Annotated in this window: 13 protein-coding genes and 3 pseudogenes; 2 read left to right on the forward strand and 14 right to left on the reverse strand. The window is 51.9% G+C overall.

What is annotated here, in order from left to right:
* Positions 1 to 1,036 precede the first annotated feature (1,036 nt).
* The 6 genes and pseudogenes from OGX67_RS06590 to OGX67_RS06615 form a co-directional block, all read right to left on the reverse strand.
* Positions 1,037 to 1,228 carry a heavy-metal-associated domain-containing protein gene (locus OGX67_RS06590; RefSeq protein ID WP_016154448.1) on the reverse strand — a complete coding sequence of 64 codons (192 nt, stop codon included), beginning with the start codon at positions 1,226 to 1,228 and terminating at the stop codon, positions 1,037 to 1,039.
* Positions 1,229 to 1,573: 345 nt separating this feature from the next.
* The gene (locus OGX67_RS06595) at positions 1,574 to 3,043 is read right to left on the reverse strand and encodes an efflux transporter outer membrane subunit (RefSeq protein ID WP_009652383.1); all 1,470 of its coding nucleotides are present in this window, start codon (positions 3,041 to 3,043) and stop codon (positions 1,574 to 1,576) included.
* Positions 3,044 to 3,060: 17 nt separating this feature from the next.
* Positions 3,061 to 6,234, reverse strand: coding sequence for an efflux RND transporter permease subunit (locus OGX67_RS06600; protein WP_009652455.1), 3,174 nt, complete (start codon positions 6,232 to 6,234; stop codon positions 3,061 to 3,063).
* Complete coding sequence (locus tag OGX67_RS06605) at positions 6,234 to 7,448, reverse strand: efflux RND transporter periplasmic adaptor subunit (RefSeq protein ID WP_009652401.1); 1,215 nt, start codon at positions 7,446 to 7,448, stop codon at positions 6,234 to 6,236. The genes OGX67_RS06600 and OGX67_RS06605 overlap by 1 nt, the downstream gene beginning before the upstream one ends.
* Positions 7,449 to 7,752: 304 nt before the next feature.
* The gene (locus tag OGX67_RS26945; protein WP_369700765.1) at positions 7,753 to 7,875 is read right to left on the reverse strand and encodes a hypothetical protein; all 123 of its coding nucleotides are present in this window, start codon (positions 7,873 to 7,875) and stop codon (positions 7,753 to 7,755) included.
* A gap of 119 nt (positions 7,876 to 7,994) precedes the next feature.
* Positions 7,995 to 8,120, reverse strand: a pseudogene (locus OGX67_RS06615) (hypothetical protein); the annotation flags it as partial.
* 272 nt (positions 8,121 to 8,392) lie between these two features.
* Between OGX67_RS06615 and OGX67_RS06620 the strand changes: the two are divergent.
* Positions 8,393 to 8,779 (forward strand): annotated as a pseudogene (locus OGX67_RS06620) (transposase); the annotation flags it as partial.
* Here the strand turns inward: OGX67_RS06620 and tssB are convergent.
* The 5 genes and pseudogenes from tssB to OGX67_RS06645 form a co-directional block, all read right to left on the reverse strand.
* A pseudogene (gene tssB / locus OGX67_RS06625) lies at positions 8,777 to 9,081 on the reverse strand (type VI secretion system contractile sheath small subunit); the annotation flags it as partial. The pseudogenes OGX67_RS06620 and tssB overlap by 3 nt on opposite strands.
* Positions 9,082 to 9,817: 736 nt before the next feature.
* Positions 9,818 to 10,423 carry a DUF2913 family protein gene (locus tag OGX67_RS06630; RefSeq protein ID WP_009652485.1) on the reverse strand — a complete coding sequence of 202 codons (606 nt, stop codon included), beginning with the start codon at positions 10,421 to 10,423 and terminating at the stop codon, positions 9,818 to 9,820.
* A 76-nt stretch (positions 10,424 to 10,499) separates the two neighbouring features.
* The gene (locus OGX67_RS06635; RefSeq protein WP_009652434.1) at positions 10,500 to 11,066 is read right to left on the reverse strand and encodes a UCP030791 family putative phage-derived protein; all 567 of its coding nucleotides are present in this window, start codon (positions 11,064 to 11,066) and stop codon (positions 10,500 to 10,502) included.
* A 75-nt stretch (positions 11,067 to 11,141) separates the two neighbouring features.
* Positions 11,142 to 11,558 carry a putative zinc ribbon protein gene (locus OGX67_RS06640; RefSeq protein ID WP_009652429.1) on the reverse strand — a complete coding sequence of 139 codons (417 nt, stop codon included), beginning with the start codon at positions 11,556 to 11,558 and terminating at the stop codon, positions 11,142 to 11,144.
* Positions 11,546 to 11,965, reverse strand: coding sequence for a putative zinc ribbon protein (locus OGX67_RS06645; protein WP_016154451.1), 420 nt, complete (start codon positions 11,963 to 11,965; stop codon positions 11,546 to 11,548). The genes OGX67_RS06640 and OGX67_RS06645 overlap by 13 nt, the downstream gene beginning before the upstream one ends.
* A gap of 72 nt (positions 11,966 to 12,037) precedes the next feature.
* Between OGX67_RS06645 and OGX67_RS06650 the strand changes: the two genes are divergently transcribed.
* Positions 12,038 to 12,217, forward strand: coding sequence for a hypothetical protein (locus tag OGX67_RS06650; protein WP_131334065.1), 180 nt, complete (start codon positions 12,038 to 12,040; stop codon positions 12,215 to 12,217).
* 37 nt (positions 12,218 to 12,254) lie between these two features.
* Here OGX67_RS06650 and OGX67_RS06655 read toward each other — a convergent pair whose 3' ends face one another.
* The 3 genes from OGX67_RS06655 to OGX67_RS06665 form a co-directional block, all read right to left on the reverse strand.
* Complete coding sequence (locus OGX67_RS06655) at positions 12,255 to 12,494, reverse strand: helix-turn-helix transcriptional regulator (RefSeq protein WP_009652493.1); 240 nt, start codon at positions 12,492 to 12,494, stop codon at positions 12,255 to 12,257.
* A 152-nt stretch (positions 12,495 to 12,646) separates the two neighbouring features.
* The gene (locus OGX67_RS06660; protein ID WP_016154452.1) at positions 12,647 to 13,216 is read right to left on the reverse strand and encodes an inovirus Gp2 family protein; all 570 of its coding nucleotides are present in this window, start codon (positions 13,214 to 13,216) and stop codon (positions 12,647 to 12,649) included.
* A gap of 171 nt (positions 13,217 to 13,387) precedes the next feature.
* Positions 13,388 to 13,756 carry a hypothetical protein gene (locus OGX67_RS06665; RefSeq protein WP_009652475.1) on the reverse strand — a complete coding sequence of 123 codons (369 nt, stop codon included), beginning with the start codon at positions 13,754 to 13,756 and terminating at the stop codon, positions 13,388 to 13,390.
* Positions 13,757 to 15,057: the final 1,301 nt, after the last annotated feature.

Consider the following 15,057-nt stretch of genomic DNA (forward strand, 5'->3'; position numbering starts at 1 on the left):
GATAGCAATAATATTTGCTGATATTACTTCATTGAGTACTTCTACCGCCATACTGGCATCAAGATTCTTGACCGACACATAGACCTTTATATGAGCCTCCACGCTATCGAGAATTATCTCGAACGTACGGTCAAGCTCTTCTGGATAGTAGTTCATCACGCTGTCGAACACGCTATTGTACGATGCCCTGACAATCCCATTACATACCGTAAGGAATAAGGCGATATTTCTCATTCAGAACTGAATCACATGCGGTAGCAGGAGGATGAAAATCAGCTACTGAAGAAACAGGTGGCTGGCCTGAGTGTGGACAAGGAGATGCTTCAGGAGATGCTGAAGCAAAAGTTCTAAGGCCGGCACAGAAATACCAGTCGGTGCATTCTCTGCGGGAAGCATATCGTATCAACGCCTACCGGGGACGCGGGTTACTAATGCAAAGCAGAACTGTTTAACCGCCGCTATCGGACATAAATACTGGATTTTAATCTATTTAGAACTCAGAATGAGGTACGGGAGAATTACATTATGCTGGCTGAGGTAATACAATAACGAGCGGCCTCATGAATCTCTGAATAACCTGATACAGGAAGAGGTATCGGCTGATGACTGAAAACCCGGAGCTATCAAGAAGTGCATGGAACAAAAATGGCATGCTTAAACTTACAGCGTTTGGTTTACGTATACTTCGCTCTTCTTACTTTTTATGATGATAAATTTGGCATACCACCCTGTTCTTAATATATTTAAAAAAAACCAAATACTCCCTCCACAAATACTTGACGTCACATGATACATTAATGAGGCCTTAAAAGAAAAAACCGATGATTTAGTAAATCACACATAAATATTGAACACAATACATTTAACATAGAGAAAAAATTAGTGAGTTAAGTAATAGACATATTAAATCAAAACTACAACTCAAGACATCTAAACACCCCACCATGGTGCATAATAATAACAGAAATACTTCTAACCGTAAGGATACATGATAAAAAATGGTTACCACAGCGGGGAGGTAACCATTTTTAGTTAACTACTCTCTCGGAGGAAAACCTGCCTCACGTAAAGCATTAGCAACTTGTTCAGTAGATAAAGAAGTTTTCACTTCGATCTTACGAGTCGGTGGATCAGTTATGATACTTGCCTCAGGATCAATATTTTGAATCACTTTAGTCACTGTCCGGGCACATCCGCCGCATGTCATATTTTCTAGATGTAATTGCATATATATATCCTATTTAGTTGTAGTAACTTCAATGATAGAACTTGCCACCGTTGTAAGGTCAAGCCCTATCGCCAAAAATTTTCGTGCTTATATTCTCTGACTAAGCGTTTCACCTGAGGTGGGGATATATACTGCCCCAAAGTATTTCAAGTAAACCGTTCAGTTGTGCTTTCTGCCGGCTGTCGGGCAACAAGACGAAGACGTAGCAGTCCTCGCAGTAAAAGAAGTGGTTGCCGCGCCGTAACCCCTTATCCCTACGACAATGCAATACGCGGGCGGTTTTATCCCTCCACCCACGTATTGCCGACCTTATCGCCAGACAGTGGCGTTAACCTGCCCGGAGAGTTATGGCTTAGCCGGAGAGCTTTCTGTCCATCCGCCCCCCAGCGCTTTATACAAATTGACCAAATTGCTCATTCGCGCCAGTCGGGTCTGAACCAGAGTTTGCTGTGCACTGAACAGCGCTCGTTGCGCGTCAAGCTCCGCCAGATTATCGTCAATACCGGCCCGGAAGCGCTGTGAGGCCAATTCATAGTTAGCCTGGCTGGCCTGCACCAACAATTGTTCTGAACGGAATTGATCGTCCAGGGTTTGTCTGCCCGCCAGGCCATCAGCCACTTCGCGGAAGGCAACCTGAATCGCCTTCTCGTAATTCGCAATTTCGATGCGCTTTTGTACCTGGGCTAGGTCCAGATTGGCGCGCAGAGCGCCTCCCCGGAAAATAGGCAACGAGATTTGCGGAACAAAACTCCAGGCCGCTGACCCCGGCTCGAACAACCCGTCCAGACTCGAACTGGCCGTACCAGCCGATCCTGTCAAACTGATTGCCGGGAAAAATGCCGCGCGAGCGGCCCCGATATTGGCATTGGCCGCACGCAGTTGCTGCTCTGCCGCACGGACATCCGGACGACGCACCAGCAATTCTGCCGGCAAGCCCGCCGGCAACGCGGAAGGGATGATGTCATCGGGCAAGGTATTCGCCTTATCCAGGCTGGCCGAGAGTTCGGCCGTCAATGGCTGCCCTAAAAGCAAAACCAGTGCATTGCGATCCTGCGCCGCCACCCTCGTATAAGCAGCCTGACTGACTTCCGCAGTACGCAACGCAATCTCTGCGCGCCGCAAATCAATTTGCGTTGCATTACCCGCATCAAACAGCGCCTGGGTCAATGCGTAAGTCCTCTTTTGCGTGCTCAGCGTATCGTGAGCCAGTTGCAGCAACTCCTGATCCGCACGCAACGTCAGATAAGCGTTTGTCACCTCAGCGAGCAGGCTCAGCCTTGCCGCAATCCGTGTTTCATCCAACGCCAGGTACGTTGCCAGCGCCCGATCGCTGAGGCTACGAACCCGTCCCCACAAATCCAGCTCCCAGGCTGACACCGCACCATTAACGTCATAACTCCGCGTTATCTGCGTTGTACCACTCGGGCTGACATCTGCGGGCAGACGCTGCACGGTAGCGCCCGCATCCACATTCAGTGTTGGCAACATATCGGCACGACGGATCCGGTACTGAGCCCGCGCGGCCTCAACATCCAGCACCGACTTGCGCAGATCGCGGTTGTTTGCCAACGCGACCTCAAGTAATTGTTGCAACAACGGATCACGATAGAAATCGCGCCAACCGATATCAGCCACGGCAGTCTGAGCCGCTGAAACTGTTCCCTGAGCATAAGCCGCTCCCGAAGGATAGCTTGAGCTCGTTGGTGCAGAAGGCCGTTCGTAGTCCGGCGCCATAGTACAACCGGCCAATACCAGCGCCATCGCCAGCACCGAGAGTTTATTAATACGATGGTTCATTTCATACTCTGCTTTCATTATTCTCTCTCCGCCCGTCATGGCCGTGAATCACTGATTGCCCGCTGTGCCTGCTTGATTTCCCGGCGAATAACCAGCTTACGGACCACGACATAGAACACTGGCGTCAACAAGAGTCCGAACAGCGTCACCCCCAGCATCCCGGCAAACACGGCAATCCCCATGGCATGACGCATTTCCGCACCGGCACCGCTCGCGATCACCAAAGGCACAACCCCCGCAATAAATGCCAACGAGGTCATCAGTATCGGGCGCAGACGCAGGCGAGCGGCCTCCAGCACAGCAGCCAGAGGATCGACGCCTTCACTCTCTCTGGCGCGAGCGAACTCGACGATCAGGATTGCGTTTTTCGCCGCCAGTCCCACCAGCACCACAAAACCAATCTGCGTGAAGATGTTGTTATCTCCATTCGATAGCCAAACCCCGGCGATCGCGGAAAGTAATGCCATTGGGGCAATTAACAGCACCGCAAACGGCAGCGACCAGCTGTTGTATTGTGCGGCCAGGATCAGGAACGCCAGGAACACCGCCAACGGGAAGATATACAGCGCCGAGTTGCCAGTCTGCTTCTCCTGGTAAGTCAGATCGGTCCATTCGTATGTCATTCCCTCAGGCAGCGTTTCACTAACGATCTTCTCAATAGCTGCCGTTGCCTGTCCGGAGGAGTAGCCAGGCGCTGCGCCACCGGTAATATCCGCCGACGGATAACCGTTGTAACGCATAACACGGTCTGGTCCAGAGGTACGGGTAATGTTCACCAGCGTTCCCAGTGGGATCATGTCACCCGCGGCATTACGCACTTTAAGCAACCCGATATCTTCAGGCTGCATACGGAATTGCGCATCCGCCTGAGTGATCACCCGATACGTACGACCGAAGCGGTTAAAGTCATTTACATACAGCGACCCCAGATTCACCTGCAACGTATCAAAGATATCGGTCAGTGCGACGCCCTGAGACTTGGCTTTGACGCGGTCGATATCAACCTGCAACTGAGGTGCGTTGGTCTGGAAACTGGCCATCATCCCTGCCAGTTCAGGAGCCTGCATGGCCTTCGCCATAACCATCCCTTGAACACGGGTCAGCTCTTCAAAGCCAAGCCCTGCCCGGTCTTCGATCTGGAGTTTAAATCCTCCCATGCTGCCCAGCCCCGGTACCGGTGGTGGCGGGAAGATCCCGACAAAACCGTCAGGTATCTGGCTAAATTTCCCCATCAGGCTACCGGCAATAGCCTCGGCAGACAGCGAAGGATCCTTACGTTCACTGAAGGGTTTCAGCATGGTAAACATCAATGCGGAGTTAGGCATGTTAGGGCCGTTTACCGACAACCCAGGAAACGCCACGACGCTTTCCACTCCAGGTTCCGCCAGCGCAATTCGGGACATCTCTTTCACTACGGCTTCCGTGCGATCCAACGAGGCGCCGGAAGGCAATTGAGCAATCCCAACCAGATAGTATTTGTCCTGAGCGGGCACAAAACCGTTAGGAACCTGCTGGAACCCCAACAGTGTCAGGCCCAGGAAACCGGCATACAGCACCAGCACGATGATACTGCCGCGTACGGCCCGGCGGACTGCGCCAACGTAGTTGTTCGACAATCTATCGAAGAAAGCGTTAAAGCGACGGAAGAAACCACCGAATACGCGATCCATGATGCGCGTCAACCTGTCGGCCTGCGCCATATCCTGATGGGGTCTAAGCAGAACCGATGCCAGCGCCGGCGACAACGTCAACGAGTTGATCGCAGACAAGATCGTCGAAATGGCGATGGTCAGCGCGAACTGGCGATAGAACTCCCCCTGCAATCCTGACAGGAACGCAGAAGGAATAAACACAGCAGCCAAAACGGAAGTAATGGCTAAAATAGGGCCAGTCACCTCGTCCATGGCCCTTCTTGCCGCTTCTTTCGGAGAACGGCCCTGTGCAATATGCCGTTCGACGTTTTCAACCACCACAATGGCATCATCGACAACGATACCAATCGATAACACCAGACCAAACAACGACAGCGTGTTGAGCGAAAAGCCGAACAAATACATGAGGGCGAAAGTACCGACCAACGAAATAGGTACCGCGACCAGAGGGATGATCGAAGCCCGCCAGGTTTGCAGGAACAGCATCACCACCAGTACCACCAACACCGTCGCCTCCAGCAACGTCATTGCCACTGATTTCAACGAGGCGCTGACAAACACTGTCGGGTCATAAGCGATACGGTATTCGATACCTTCCGGGAAGTTGGCCTGCAGCCTCGCCATCGTCGCCCGAACCGAGGCAGAGACGTCCAGCGCATTGGCGCCTGGCGTCATAACGATGTGCATACCCACGGCATTTTTATCGTCCAGCAGGCTGCGCAGGGAATAGTTGTCCGATCCCAATTCCAGACGCGCAACATCGCGCAGGCGGGTAACCTGCCCGTCAGCGCCAGCTTTGATCACGATATCGCCAAACTGCTCAACGGTGGTCAGACGCCCCTGGGCATTGATACTGACTTCGAAGGCTGAGGAGCTGTTCGGCTGTTGACCGACAGAACCGGCCGCGACCTGGACATTCTGCTCACGAATTGCTGCGGTCACATCACTGGCCGTCAAACCGCGGGAAGCGACTTTGGTCGGATCCAGCCAGACGCGCATCGCGTATTCACCCTCGCCCCCAAGCGTGACGCTGGCAATACCTGGCAAGCGTGATAGCTCATCACGCACGTTCAACATGGCATAGTTGGAAACATAAAGCGGATCGTAGCGATCGCCCTGTGCAAATATATGCACAACCATGAGGATATCCGGTGACGTTTTCTCCGTCACGACACCGATCTGCTGCACCTCAGTCGGCAAGCGCGGCAAGGCCCGAGAAACCCGGTTCTGCACCTGAATCTGCGCAATATCGGGGTCGGTTCCCTGCCGGAATGAAATCGTCAAGACCATTCGACCGTCGGCAGACATCTGGGAACTCATGTACAACATGCCTTCCACCCCGTTGATTGCCTGTTCCAGTGGAGCAGCAACGGTGTCAGCAATCACCTTAGGGTTAGCACCAGGGTAGCTTGCCGAAACCTGCACGGTAGGCGGTGTTACCGATGGGTATTCACTCAGCGGAAGCTGAAAGAAAGCCAGAGCGCCAGCTATCAGCATAAACACCGATAACACAATCGCGAAAATAGGCCGCTGGATGAAGAAGTGTGGGAATTTCATTATTGGCCTCCCCCTTCAACGGAGCCGGCTTTTTCCCCCTCGCTAACCGACGCGCCAGAAGCCTGCATCGGGGTCAAACGCGGCGTCACCGCCATACCGGGACGCACCAGCCCCTTGATAATAATGTTCTCACCGGCTTTCAGGCCACTCTTGACCACGCGCAAACCATCAACCACCGCGCCCAGCTCAATCGGGCGATACTGCGCCTTATTATCCGCACCCACCACCAGGACATAGTTGCGTCCCTGATCGCTCCCTATCGCCTGATCGTCAATCAGAATCGCCTGATGTGCCGCACCGGTGGCCAGCTGCACGCGGGCAAAGGCACCTGGCGTCAGTTTCCCATCGTCGTTAGGGATTACGGCACGTACCCTGACAGTACCGGTACTACGATCGATCTGATTCCCGACAAAATCGAGCGTTCCCTGATGCGGGAAACCTTTTTCTGTCGCCAGCCCAACATGCACGGGTAAACGCTCTTCCACCTTGTTAACTGCGTCAGGACGTGCCTTGCTGACTGAATTAAGGAACGTCGCTTCGTCAATATCAAAGTAAGCGTATAGCGGATTGACGGAAACAATCGTTGTCAATAGCGTCGCAGATCCCGTACCACCGCCGCTGACCAGATTTCCCTCAGTCACCAGCATGCGATCCACGCGGCCGGTAATCGGTGCCACCACGCGCGAATAAGACAAGTCCAGTTTCGCCGCCGCAACCTCGGCCTTTGCAGCCTGCACCTCAGCCTGACGAGCATGACGTGTAGAAGCGGCGTCATCGTAATCTTTCCGGGATACCGCGCCATTGTTCACCAGCCGACCAACTCGTTCAAAATCGCGATTGGCCTGGATAGCCAGCGCTTCTGCCTGCTTGAGTCGTGCTTGCGCGCTGTCAAGAGCCACCTGGAATGGACGAGGATCAATTTGGAACAGCAGCTGCCCCTGACGCACCATGCTGCCTTCAGGTACGCTGACAGCGTCGATGGTACCGCCAACGCGTGGGCGTAGCTCTACGGTTTTTGGGGCCGCCAATGAACCGGTAAACTCTGCCGAAGGGACTATCTGACGCGAGAGCACTTCGGCTACGGGAACCTGGGGAGCCATAGGTGCGGCCGCTGCGGCCGGCTCATCGTTGCCGCCACTATCCCGGGCAAACGCAATCCCGGCAGTGGCGATGATTGCGGCCGACACAATCAGAACCCCAATTTTCATTTTCATAACAGTGATCCTTTCATACGCCACAGGCAGCCCCGGCCCATCCGAAAACGGCGCTGTAGCAATTTCTTACAAGGCTAAAGGTTGATGTTACTGGAAGGTCAAGCACACCAATTAAAAAAAATGAAAAACATCCAATCAGGCTTAATTAATATTTAATGTGTAAGCGTTAAACGAGCGCCGTATTGACGATTATTTATCGGGAAGAACCACGTTCCATGGAAGTAGTTCGGCCACTTTGTTGCTGGACTACTCCGGTAGTATGCTCAAGATATGGCGAAGGTAGTGACCCATGCAGCAATTGAGCTCACCGCTGAAGACTCACGCCAGACCTTCCCCCTTCTCCCGGGATAGCCGCCTGCGGCAGCATGTCATTCGTCATCGCGCTGCCAACCTGACCATTCAGAACCAGCGGCACAACATGCCGCATTTCTTTACGCAACTGGCTGATTTGCTAGCGCGGGACCAGCAGATGATTGGTAGGTGCTTGGCTGTCCGCGTGTCTCCGGGGTCAGACACTGACCTTTACTGACAGCTGGCGGCCCCCATTAAGGTCGGAACCACAGTACTTGGCGGGCTGTGCTGCAGGCGCTGATACTGCCCCAGTACCAGTTCGGCGCTGTTCAGAACATTTAGCATCCAGAACGGGGACATGTCTGCCATGCGCTCGTTACTATAGGGCAGGATCGTCTACCGGGGTGGGGTCAGTCCATCAACGGCTCGGAAGTGTCTAGATTACCCGTGGCGATTCAAGAAGGTTGAATATGATTCCCGACTCATTAATGGAACGCTGCATGATGTTATGCATTACGGGTTGACATTACGATGTGACGGGCCGGGTTAGCTGTATGGAGCCTGTACACAAGTTTGTGTAATTGCCTGATTTTGATATGTTCAATTCAACATCAAAAGCAGGTTACTTTATGGACGAAAAACAGTTGTAGGCTCTGGCTAACGAACTGACCAAAAATCTCAAAACCCCTGACGATCTCAACCAGTTCGATCGCCTGCTGAAAAAAATCAACGTTGAGCGCCGCCTCAACGCCGAAATGCTCCATCACCTCGGCTACGGTAAACATCAGTCTAAACCGGGTGCCAACTCCCGCAACGGCTATTTCACAAAAACCGTTACCACCGGCGATGGCCCGCTGGAACTGCGTACGCCGTGCGATCGTGACGGCTCCTTCGAGCCCCAACTGGTGAAGAAAAACCAGACCCGGATCACCGGGATGGATAACCAAATCCTGTCACTGTACGCCAAAGGGATGACCACCCGTGAGATAGTGGCTGCGTTCAAAGAGTTGTATGACGCGGATGTCTCACCGACGCTGGTAGTCCTTCATGCTCCGGAAGGTCAGACTGATGTTGTCTTCACTGCCATCATCAGCAAGCGTGTTTTTAACGGTAAGATTGACTTTTGGGGAATATTCAGAAATGACAGAATCACAATTATTTTTATTCAAATCAACTTTTTTGCGCTCAGACAAGGGGCAGACTCCTGACCATTACTGAAGTCGCCCGCCACGAGCAATTTCAGGGGGAGCTCCGTTTTCTTGCTCGCACCACCGGTATGCAAATCAAGTTTTAAATTAATACGCGCTTTAGGGATTTCGGACTGAAAGGAAGAATTAGACATGGCTGTCCCTGTTCTATGGAGTGATAGAAACGGTCAATGCCAGTGAAAAATAAATAAGAAAAAATTACCCAGCCAGAACAACTTTCCGGTTCGCGTCATCCGACGTAAATAAAAATCCCGGAACCAAAAAAAGCGGGCGCATTCCATCCACCAGCATGTCGACACTGTATTTTCTGGGTATTTGTCTGAAATGAAAAATTTCGGATAAGGCCCAATGGCTGGAGTTTGGGAACGTTCCCTGCCAGATCGAAAATGAAAAAATGTAACAAAGATTTACATTCCTGGCTTTTAACAAAAAAAATATCATCTTTCTGATTTATAAAAATTTTACACCATAACCCTTCAGGCCCCGCGGGATAAGGATGTACAGAAAATGATCAATTTGGCTTAGGGTGTATATTTGTACAAAATATCACCAGTCACGTGAAATATCTGATTTTGTACTTTTATCAGAAATTGAGAAGCTGGACGTGACTGAGCATGTGAAAAACTGGCGACAGTTTCAGGTTTCCATCATTTCTTATTATTCACGTAAACCGGGCTTATTTATTTTTTTTCAGATTAAAGGAATTGCAACGCCCGGACTTTACGCATATCTCATACCTGTACCAGCGATATGAATATCTCAGCCGCCGGTGCATTAGCGCGACCAGGAACAACACCCGTTCGGTTTACAGAAAGACAGACGTGGACAGTGATGAGCTTTGCTGCGGGTTGAGAACGGTTGTTTTACTGCTCAAGGTTGTAACACGATCCGATTCGACTCCAGCATGACAGCCGACAGTGTATGAGCCGCAAAAACAGCCATACAGGCTGACAAGTCGCCATTCACAAGAAACTCAACCGGCGCAACGAGTTTCCCTCCATCCGAAAATCCGCAGGTCAGTGCCGACTTCCTTACCAGCAGTGCATTCGCATCGCTGTATTCCAGGGCCAGAAGCGTTTCATTGTCCCAGTCCCTGTCACTCACCGCTGCATTGACCCAGCCCCGCGATTTAAGCTGTTCAATTGCGTACGTCAGCCGATACAAATCCGACTGCGCTGACACCGGTCCGGTGCACGAAGACCACAGATATTCCAGACGACTGAATAAGCTGGCGGCAAGGCCTTTGTTACGCCCCAGCGTCAGCAATCCCTCAATATCAGATGCGATTGCACGTGGAAACCGTTTTTGCTTATACGCCACCGTTAACCAGCGCAGTATAAATGCATGCGTGCTGAGTGGCGACAATGCCTGACCATCCTGCTGAGCGGTACGTAAGGCGACAAGGGCGCACCAGGCGAAATGCGCAAGTGCTGTGACGGTTTGTTCCGGGGGTAAGGTATCGTGAGCTTTTTTCATTCAGGGATTATATCGGCGCTGCAGACACCGGGGAAGACCTGGATAACTCCCCCATTAATTAGAGAAGCTATTACTTTCACGGACAAATCATCCCCGTTCTGGCCGTTGCTATTGGCTCTGACATGGCCTTAACATGCACGGTAAGCTGGTTAAAGGGTGTTGCGAAGACTCCCTGAGCGACGCGGTTAATAATGATCTGCGTCATACTCGTTACACCGTCAGTGCAGGCGGTACCGGTCACCTTTTGCCATGCGTCGGCGATGATGGCGTTAAGCCCCGGAGGCGCACTGTCGGTCAGTTGCAGGTTTCGCCCTGTACCCAGCGTATCGAGATTGAGCAGCAGCACCATTTTGCACTCCGGTGCGCTGGCCGTCTCCCATATCCAGCGTAACAGCGTCGGGAGTGAACGATGTCGTGCCTGCTGACGCTGGCGCGAATATTCGCCGGTGCGCTGCCAGACTTCAGAGTGAAAACGCAGAATCAATGACCGGTATTCGCTCATGGCTTCACGATACGGTAGCGCCAGCGTAAAGCTGAATGCCGCCAGTCGCGGGTAATGGTCAACGGCCTGTTGCAGAAATGCACGCGTGCTGACGGCATCCGCGCTGACAGCATCAGACGCCCGTATGTAAGAATGATTCATAATGCAGACTCTCTTTAGGTTAAATCAGGGAGGACACCGCCTCTACGGCGGTATCTGGTTCATAAAGACGGGGAACTATCTGGTACTGCAGCAGTAGTTTCTCTGCCAGTGCGCTTCTTCGATGCTGTAGATACCAGTCAGACACCGGGGACAGTGCTTCACGCCCTGGTAATGGTCGCCGCACCACACGCAGTACCAGGAGAGCACCATTACCGTCGCTTCCAGCCCGTTGATGAGACTGCGCAGCTTTCGGTGCCGGGCTTCGGTTTTCACTTCCGGGTCAAGGTGGGCGCAGGCCATCAGCACATGCCGGGCCACGCTCTGCTGGTCATGTTCAAACCACGGCGGCTCCCCGTATGTCCCCGCATGGAGCACCAGTCGACAGCCGCAGGACGCGCAGCTCCATATCTGCCCCGGCGCACTCACGGCCTCCCCGGCTGTCGCGAAGTGGCCTTCGCGGTCATTGGCCAGATAACATTTCAGCATGCGCATGCCGTCACTTCCTCTATCCGGTTGGTATCAGCACGCACATCACTGTGCTCGCCCGTCCGGCAGGTGAGGCAGTAGCGCTCACCGTGGTAATCACTGCCGCAGCCGTGACAGTGCCAGTCTGCGTAGAAAACCAGGGGACGGGCTTCCGGTACATAAGACTGCAGTTGCCGGATATGGCGGGTCTCCCTCACCCCGGGCTTTACATACGGGCAGTGCTGTCGACCGTTCTCCGAAAGCTTTGCTGCATGATGTTCAAACCACGGACGTTCGGTGTCGTATTCAGGATGGTACTGCAGGGCACTGGCACACAGATGGCAGCTGTAGCGGTCATACGGCGCGGTCTGCGCGGTTATGGCTCCCGTGAGACGGCCGTTGCCGTCCAGAGCCATAAACGATTTTGCATACATAGTGGTACTCTCCTTACCGCCAGACGACACGCAGGCGTCAGCCGTCCCGGTACGGGCAGCGTGGCAGGGTGAATGGCGGTTCAGTTATGCGTTAGCGGGTCGGTACGGTTGGTGGTCGGCACCGGAATACAGAAAGGTTACGGTTGTGCAGGTGCGTCGGTGGGTCTGAAACAAACGGGACAGGGTCTGGCGCCACAGTACTGTCGCCGGCAACGGGGACACGTCCAGCGAACCGGGATGGCCTGTGGCTGAGTGCGGCGTCGTTTTTCCATTCAGATATCCTCCCTGCTCAGACGCCACGGGAATCAGCAATACGCTGCTGCATCCAGGCTTCCACCTCGCTTCTGCGCCAGCGGGAGCTGCGCCCCAGCTTGATGGGTTTCGGAAACAACCCGTCGCCAATCAGTTTGTAAAACCATTTGTCGGTCATCCCGGTAAACGTGGTGATAAAGGTCATGTCGATAAGCGGGTCCTGAGCTGAAAGCAGTGTGTCAGGGCTGGCATTAATATTCGTATTCAACGTGGTCATGGTATTTTTCTCCCTCTGAGGATATGGCTATCGGGAGACGTCCGGTGGTGGTTGAATCATGGGGTTACCGGTTCTCCTCAGAGGATAGGGGAACGTTGTAAAAAATTACCCGGCCCGCACAATCAGGCCTGATGAATCGAGATATGTCTGGCTCAGCCACGGCTGCAACCGAAGTTACGCTCACCGTCACCGGTGATTTTGGTCTCCAGCTTGGCTAAATAGGCCGCCTGCGACAGGGCCTGTTGCAGTTGAGCACCATCGCCACGTGTCAACCATGAGACTGGACTCGCCGGGAAACGAGCCAGAACGGCATGCGCCTGTGCATCCACCTTCAGGGCGCTGCACCACGCTTGTTTAATCATACCTGCAAGCGAATCCGGGTCTTTGTAATCTCCCGGTCCGCACCACGTATCGCGGTTCAGCAACAGCACCGCGTGGTAATGCTTCTTCCCTTTGATTTCACCAAACTCCCGCGCCCAGATAAAACGCAGCGTGGTCGGCCAGACGCGTTTGCCCTCGCGACGTTGACGCGTCTGAAGGGCATCAATCCGGGCTTTCAGGGAATCGGTGAAGCGGGAGATAACAGCAGCATCGGTGGCCGCTGGCGTATCCGGCAGACGGAGGTCAACACGCAGGGCCAGTAAGCGGGTGTAAGCGTTAAGAGCGCAACTGAAGGTATCAGCGATGCGTTGCTGCCAGTAAGGGTCGTATGTGTAACTCATTAAAATGGACTCCGGTGGGTTATCGTTCATAACCATTACCGGTGCTGTTAAAAAAAACTTATTGCCTTCAGCGAGTCCGCCAGTCGATCCCTCAGAGACGGCTGGCTTCAGTAAAATATCGTGGCTGGCAGAATGATTGCGTAAAGGGTAATCGCCTCTCAGAAATCGGTTCTAATGCCGGGTGACCCGAAGGCTGCGAAAAAACAGTCTTCCCGTTAGACGATGGCGGGTACGCTTGACATAAGCGGCGTCAACGAGTTCATCGGGTGGCAAATCACGGGTGATATTACAAATCGTCGCCAGTGCTGTATCGGAGAGTTTAAAACTCCGTGACAAGGCGTAGTAATCCCCGGTTTTTTGGTTACTGATGTTATCGAATAACGCTCTGAAGAAATCCGTCTGTGAAGGTCTGCGGGCGTTGATAATTGCCTCTGTCGCTTCATCCCTGAATGTTACCTCCACCTCTTCCATCCCCAGTGAGCGAATGATCCCGGCAATGTCAGGCCAGTAGCGAAGATCGAAACTGTTAAGTCGCTGCAATTCTGGCTTACAGAAGCAGCTGAAGATTGCGATGCCCTTGTATTGACCTGGACCCAAAATAGGTTGTGGTTACCCTGAAAAGCAAATATTACCCCAGAGGGATGTATATACCCGGGGCAAGAGCCCCTGTACCAGTCCCTCATTGCTGTCATGATATTATTACCCCGTTCAATAAGCCCGATAAATAATCGTTATCGGGACTACTGCTAAAACGCCCTGTAACGCATCAGGAGCGCCATATTCATACTAACCACAGATTTCCACTATCGTGTTATTCAATGCGCTTATGCAGGCTCACAGGAAGCTATGGCGGTATAAGACACTACAGCGCTCAATTACTTATTAAATAGCTTGCGGTGATTACCAGGATAATCACCCTATTCCACGTCACCTCAATCGGGTTATTCTGTTTACGATACAATCATGACTATTATCACCAACACGGATAATGCCCCGTTTACAGTCGTTACCAATGGCCTTGTTTACACATATCAAAAAACTTTCAGGGATAACGGGTCACCGTAGTATCTGTAACTGACAGGTATTGTAAGCGTCAATATCAGGCAGACAGAGCAATACCGACAGGCTTACTACAGGTTAGTTCACTGACTGAGCATTTAACGCTCATCACTAATACGCAGACCAGTAATAAACCATTGATACTCACCTGCTGATTTTCAGGCATGACCATTCACCCAAAACGTTACTGTTAACCAGTAACCACCCTGTCGTTATGATTATTAGATTACTGATGTTAATCATCTTCACTTTTATCCTGACGAGGACTAGTCAATGGTAATATCGACTCAATTCAATTCTGTTTTCTTAATGATAGATTTTTAATGAGTGCTAAACATTCAGGTTGTGACTACATTGAATGGTGTATTTCTTACCTGATGGCAATGATTGCTCAATGGATACCATCCAATAGTACTATCCCCTTAGTGAATACCTTCAGATAATAATACCTCCCAGGCATAACCCACTTACTGATAACACATCATCGATTACTGTTACAAATGATAAGACCCCTTCTTTAATATATTAATACCAATCCAACACGCCAGGCATAACAATAGCTATGAAGATAACCACGCCAGACAGCACTTACCTACAACAAACGCCTGCATCAGTTACTCTGGAATTATCTTTTTTCAATAACATGAAAATAGACACCACGTCATATCAAATAACCTCAATCAAATTAACCCCGTATCATCACTGCCCGCAGAAGCCCTCAATCCTGATTATGAGCAACAAAATGGAAATACCTCATGGCAGCCCGACCTGATACCAGAAAT

This window comes from Citrobacter sp. Cf118 (genome assembly GCF_030334095.1).
Taxonomy (GTDB): domain Bacteria; phylum Pseudomonadota; class Gammaproteobacteria; order Enterobacterales; family Enterobacteriaceae; genus Citrobacter; species Citrobacter freundii.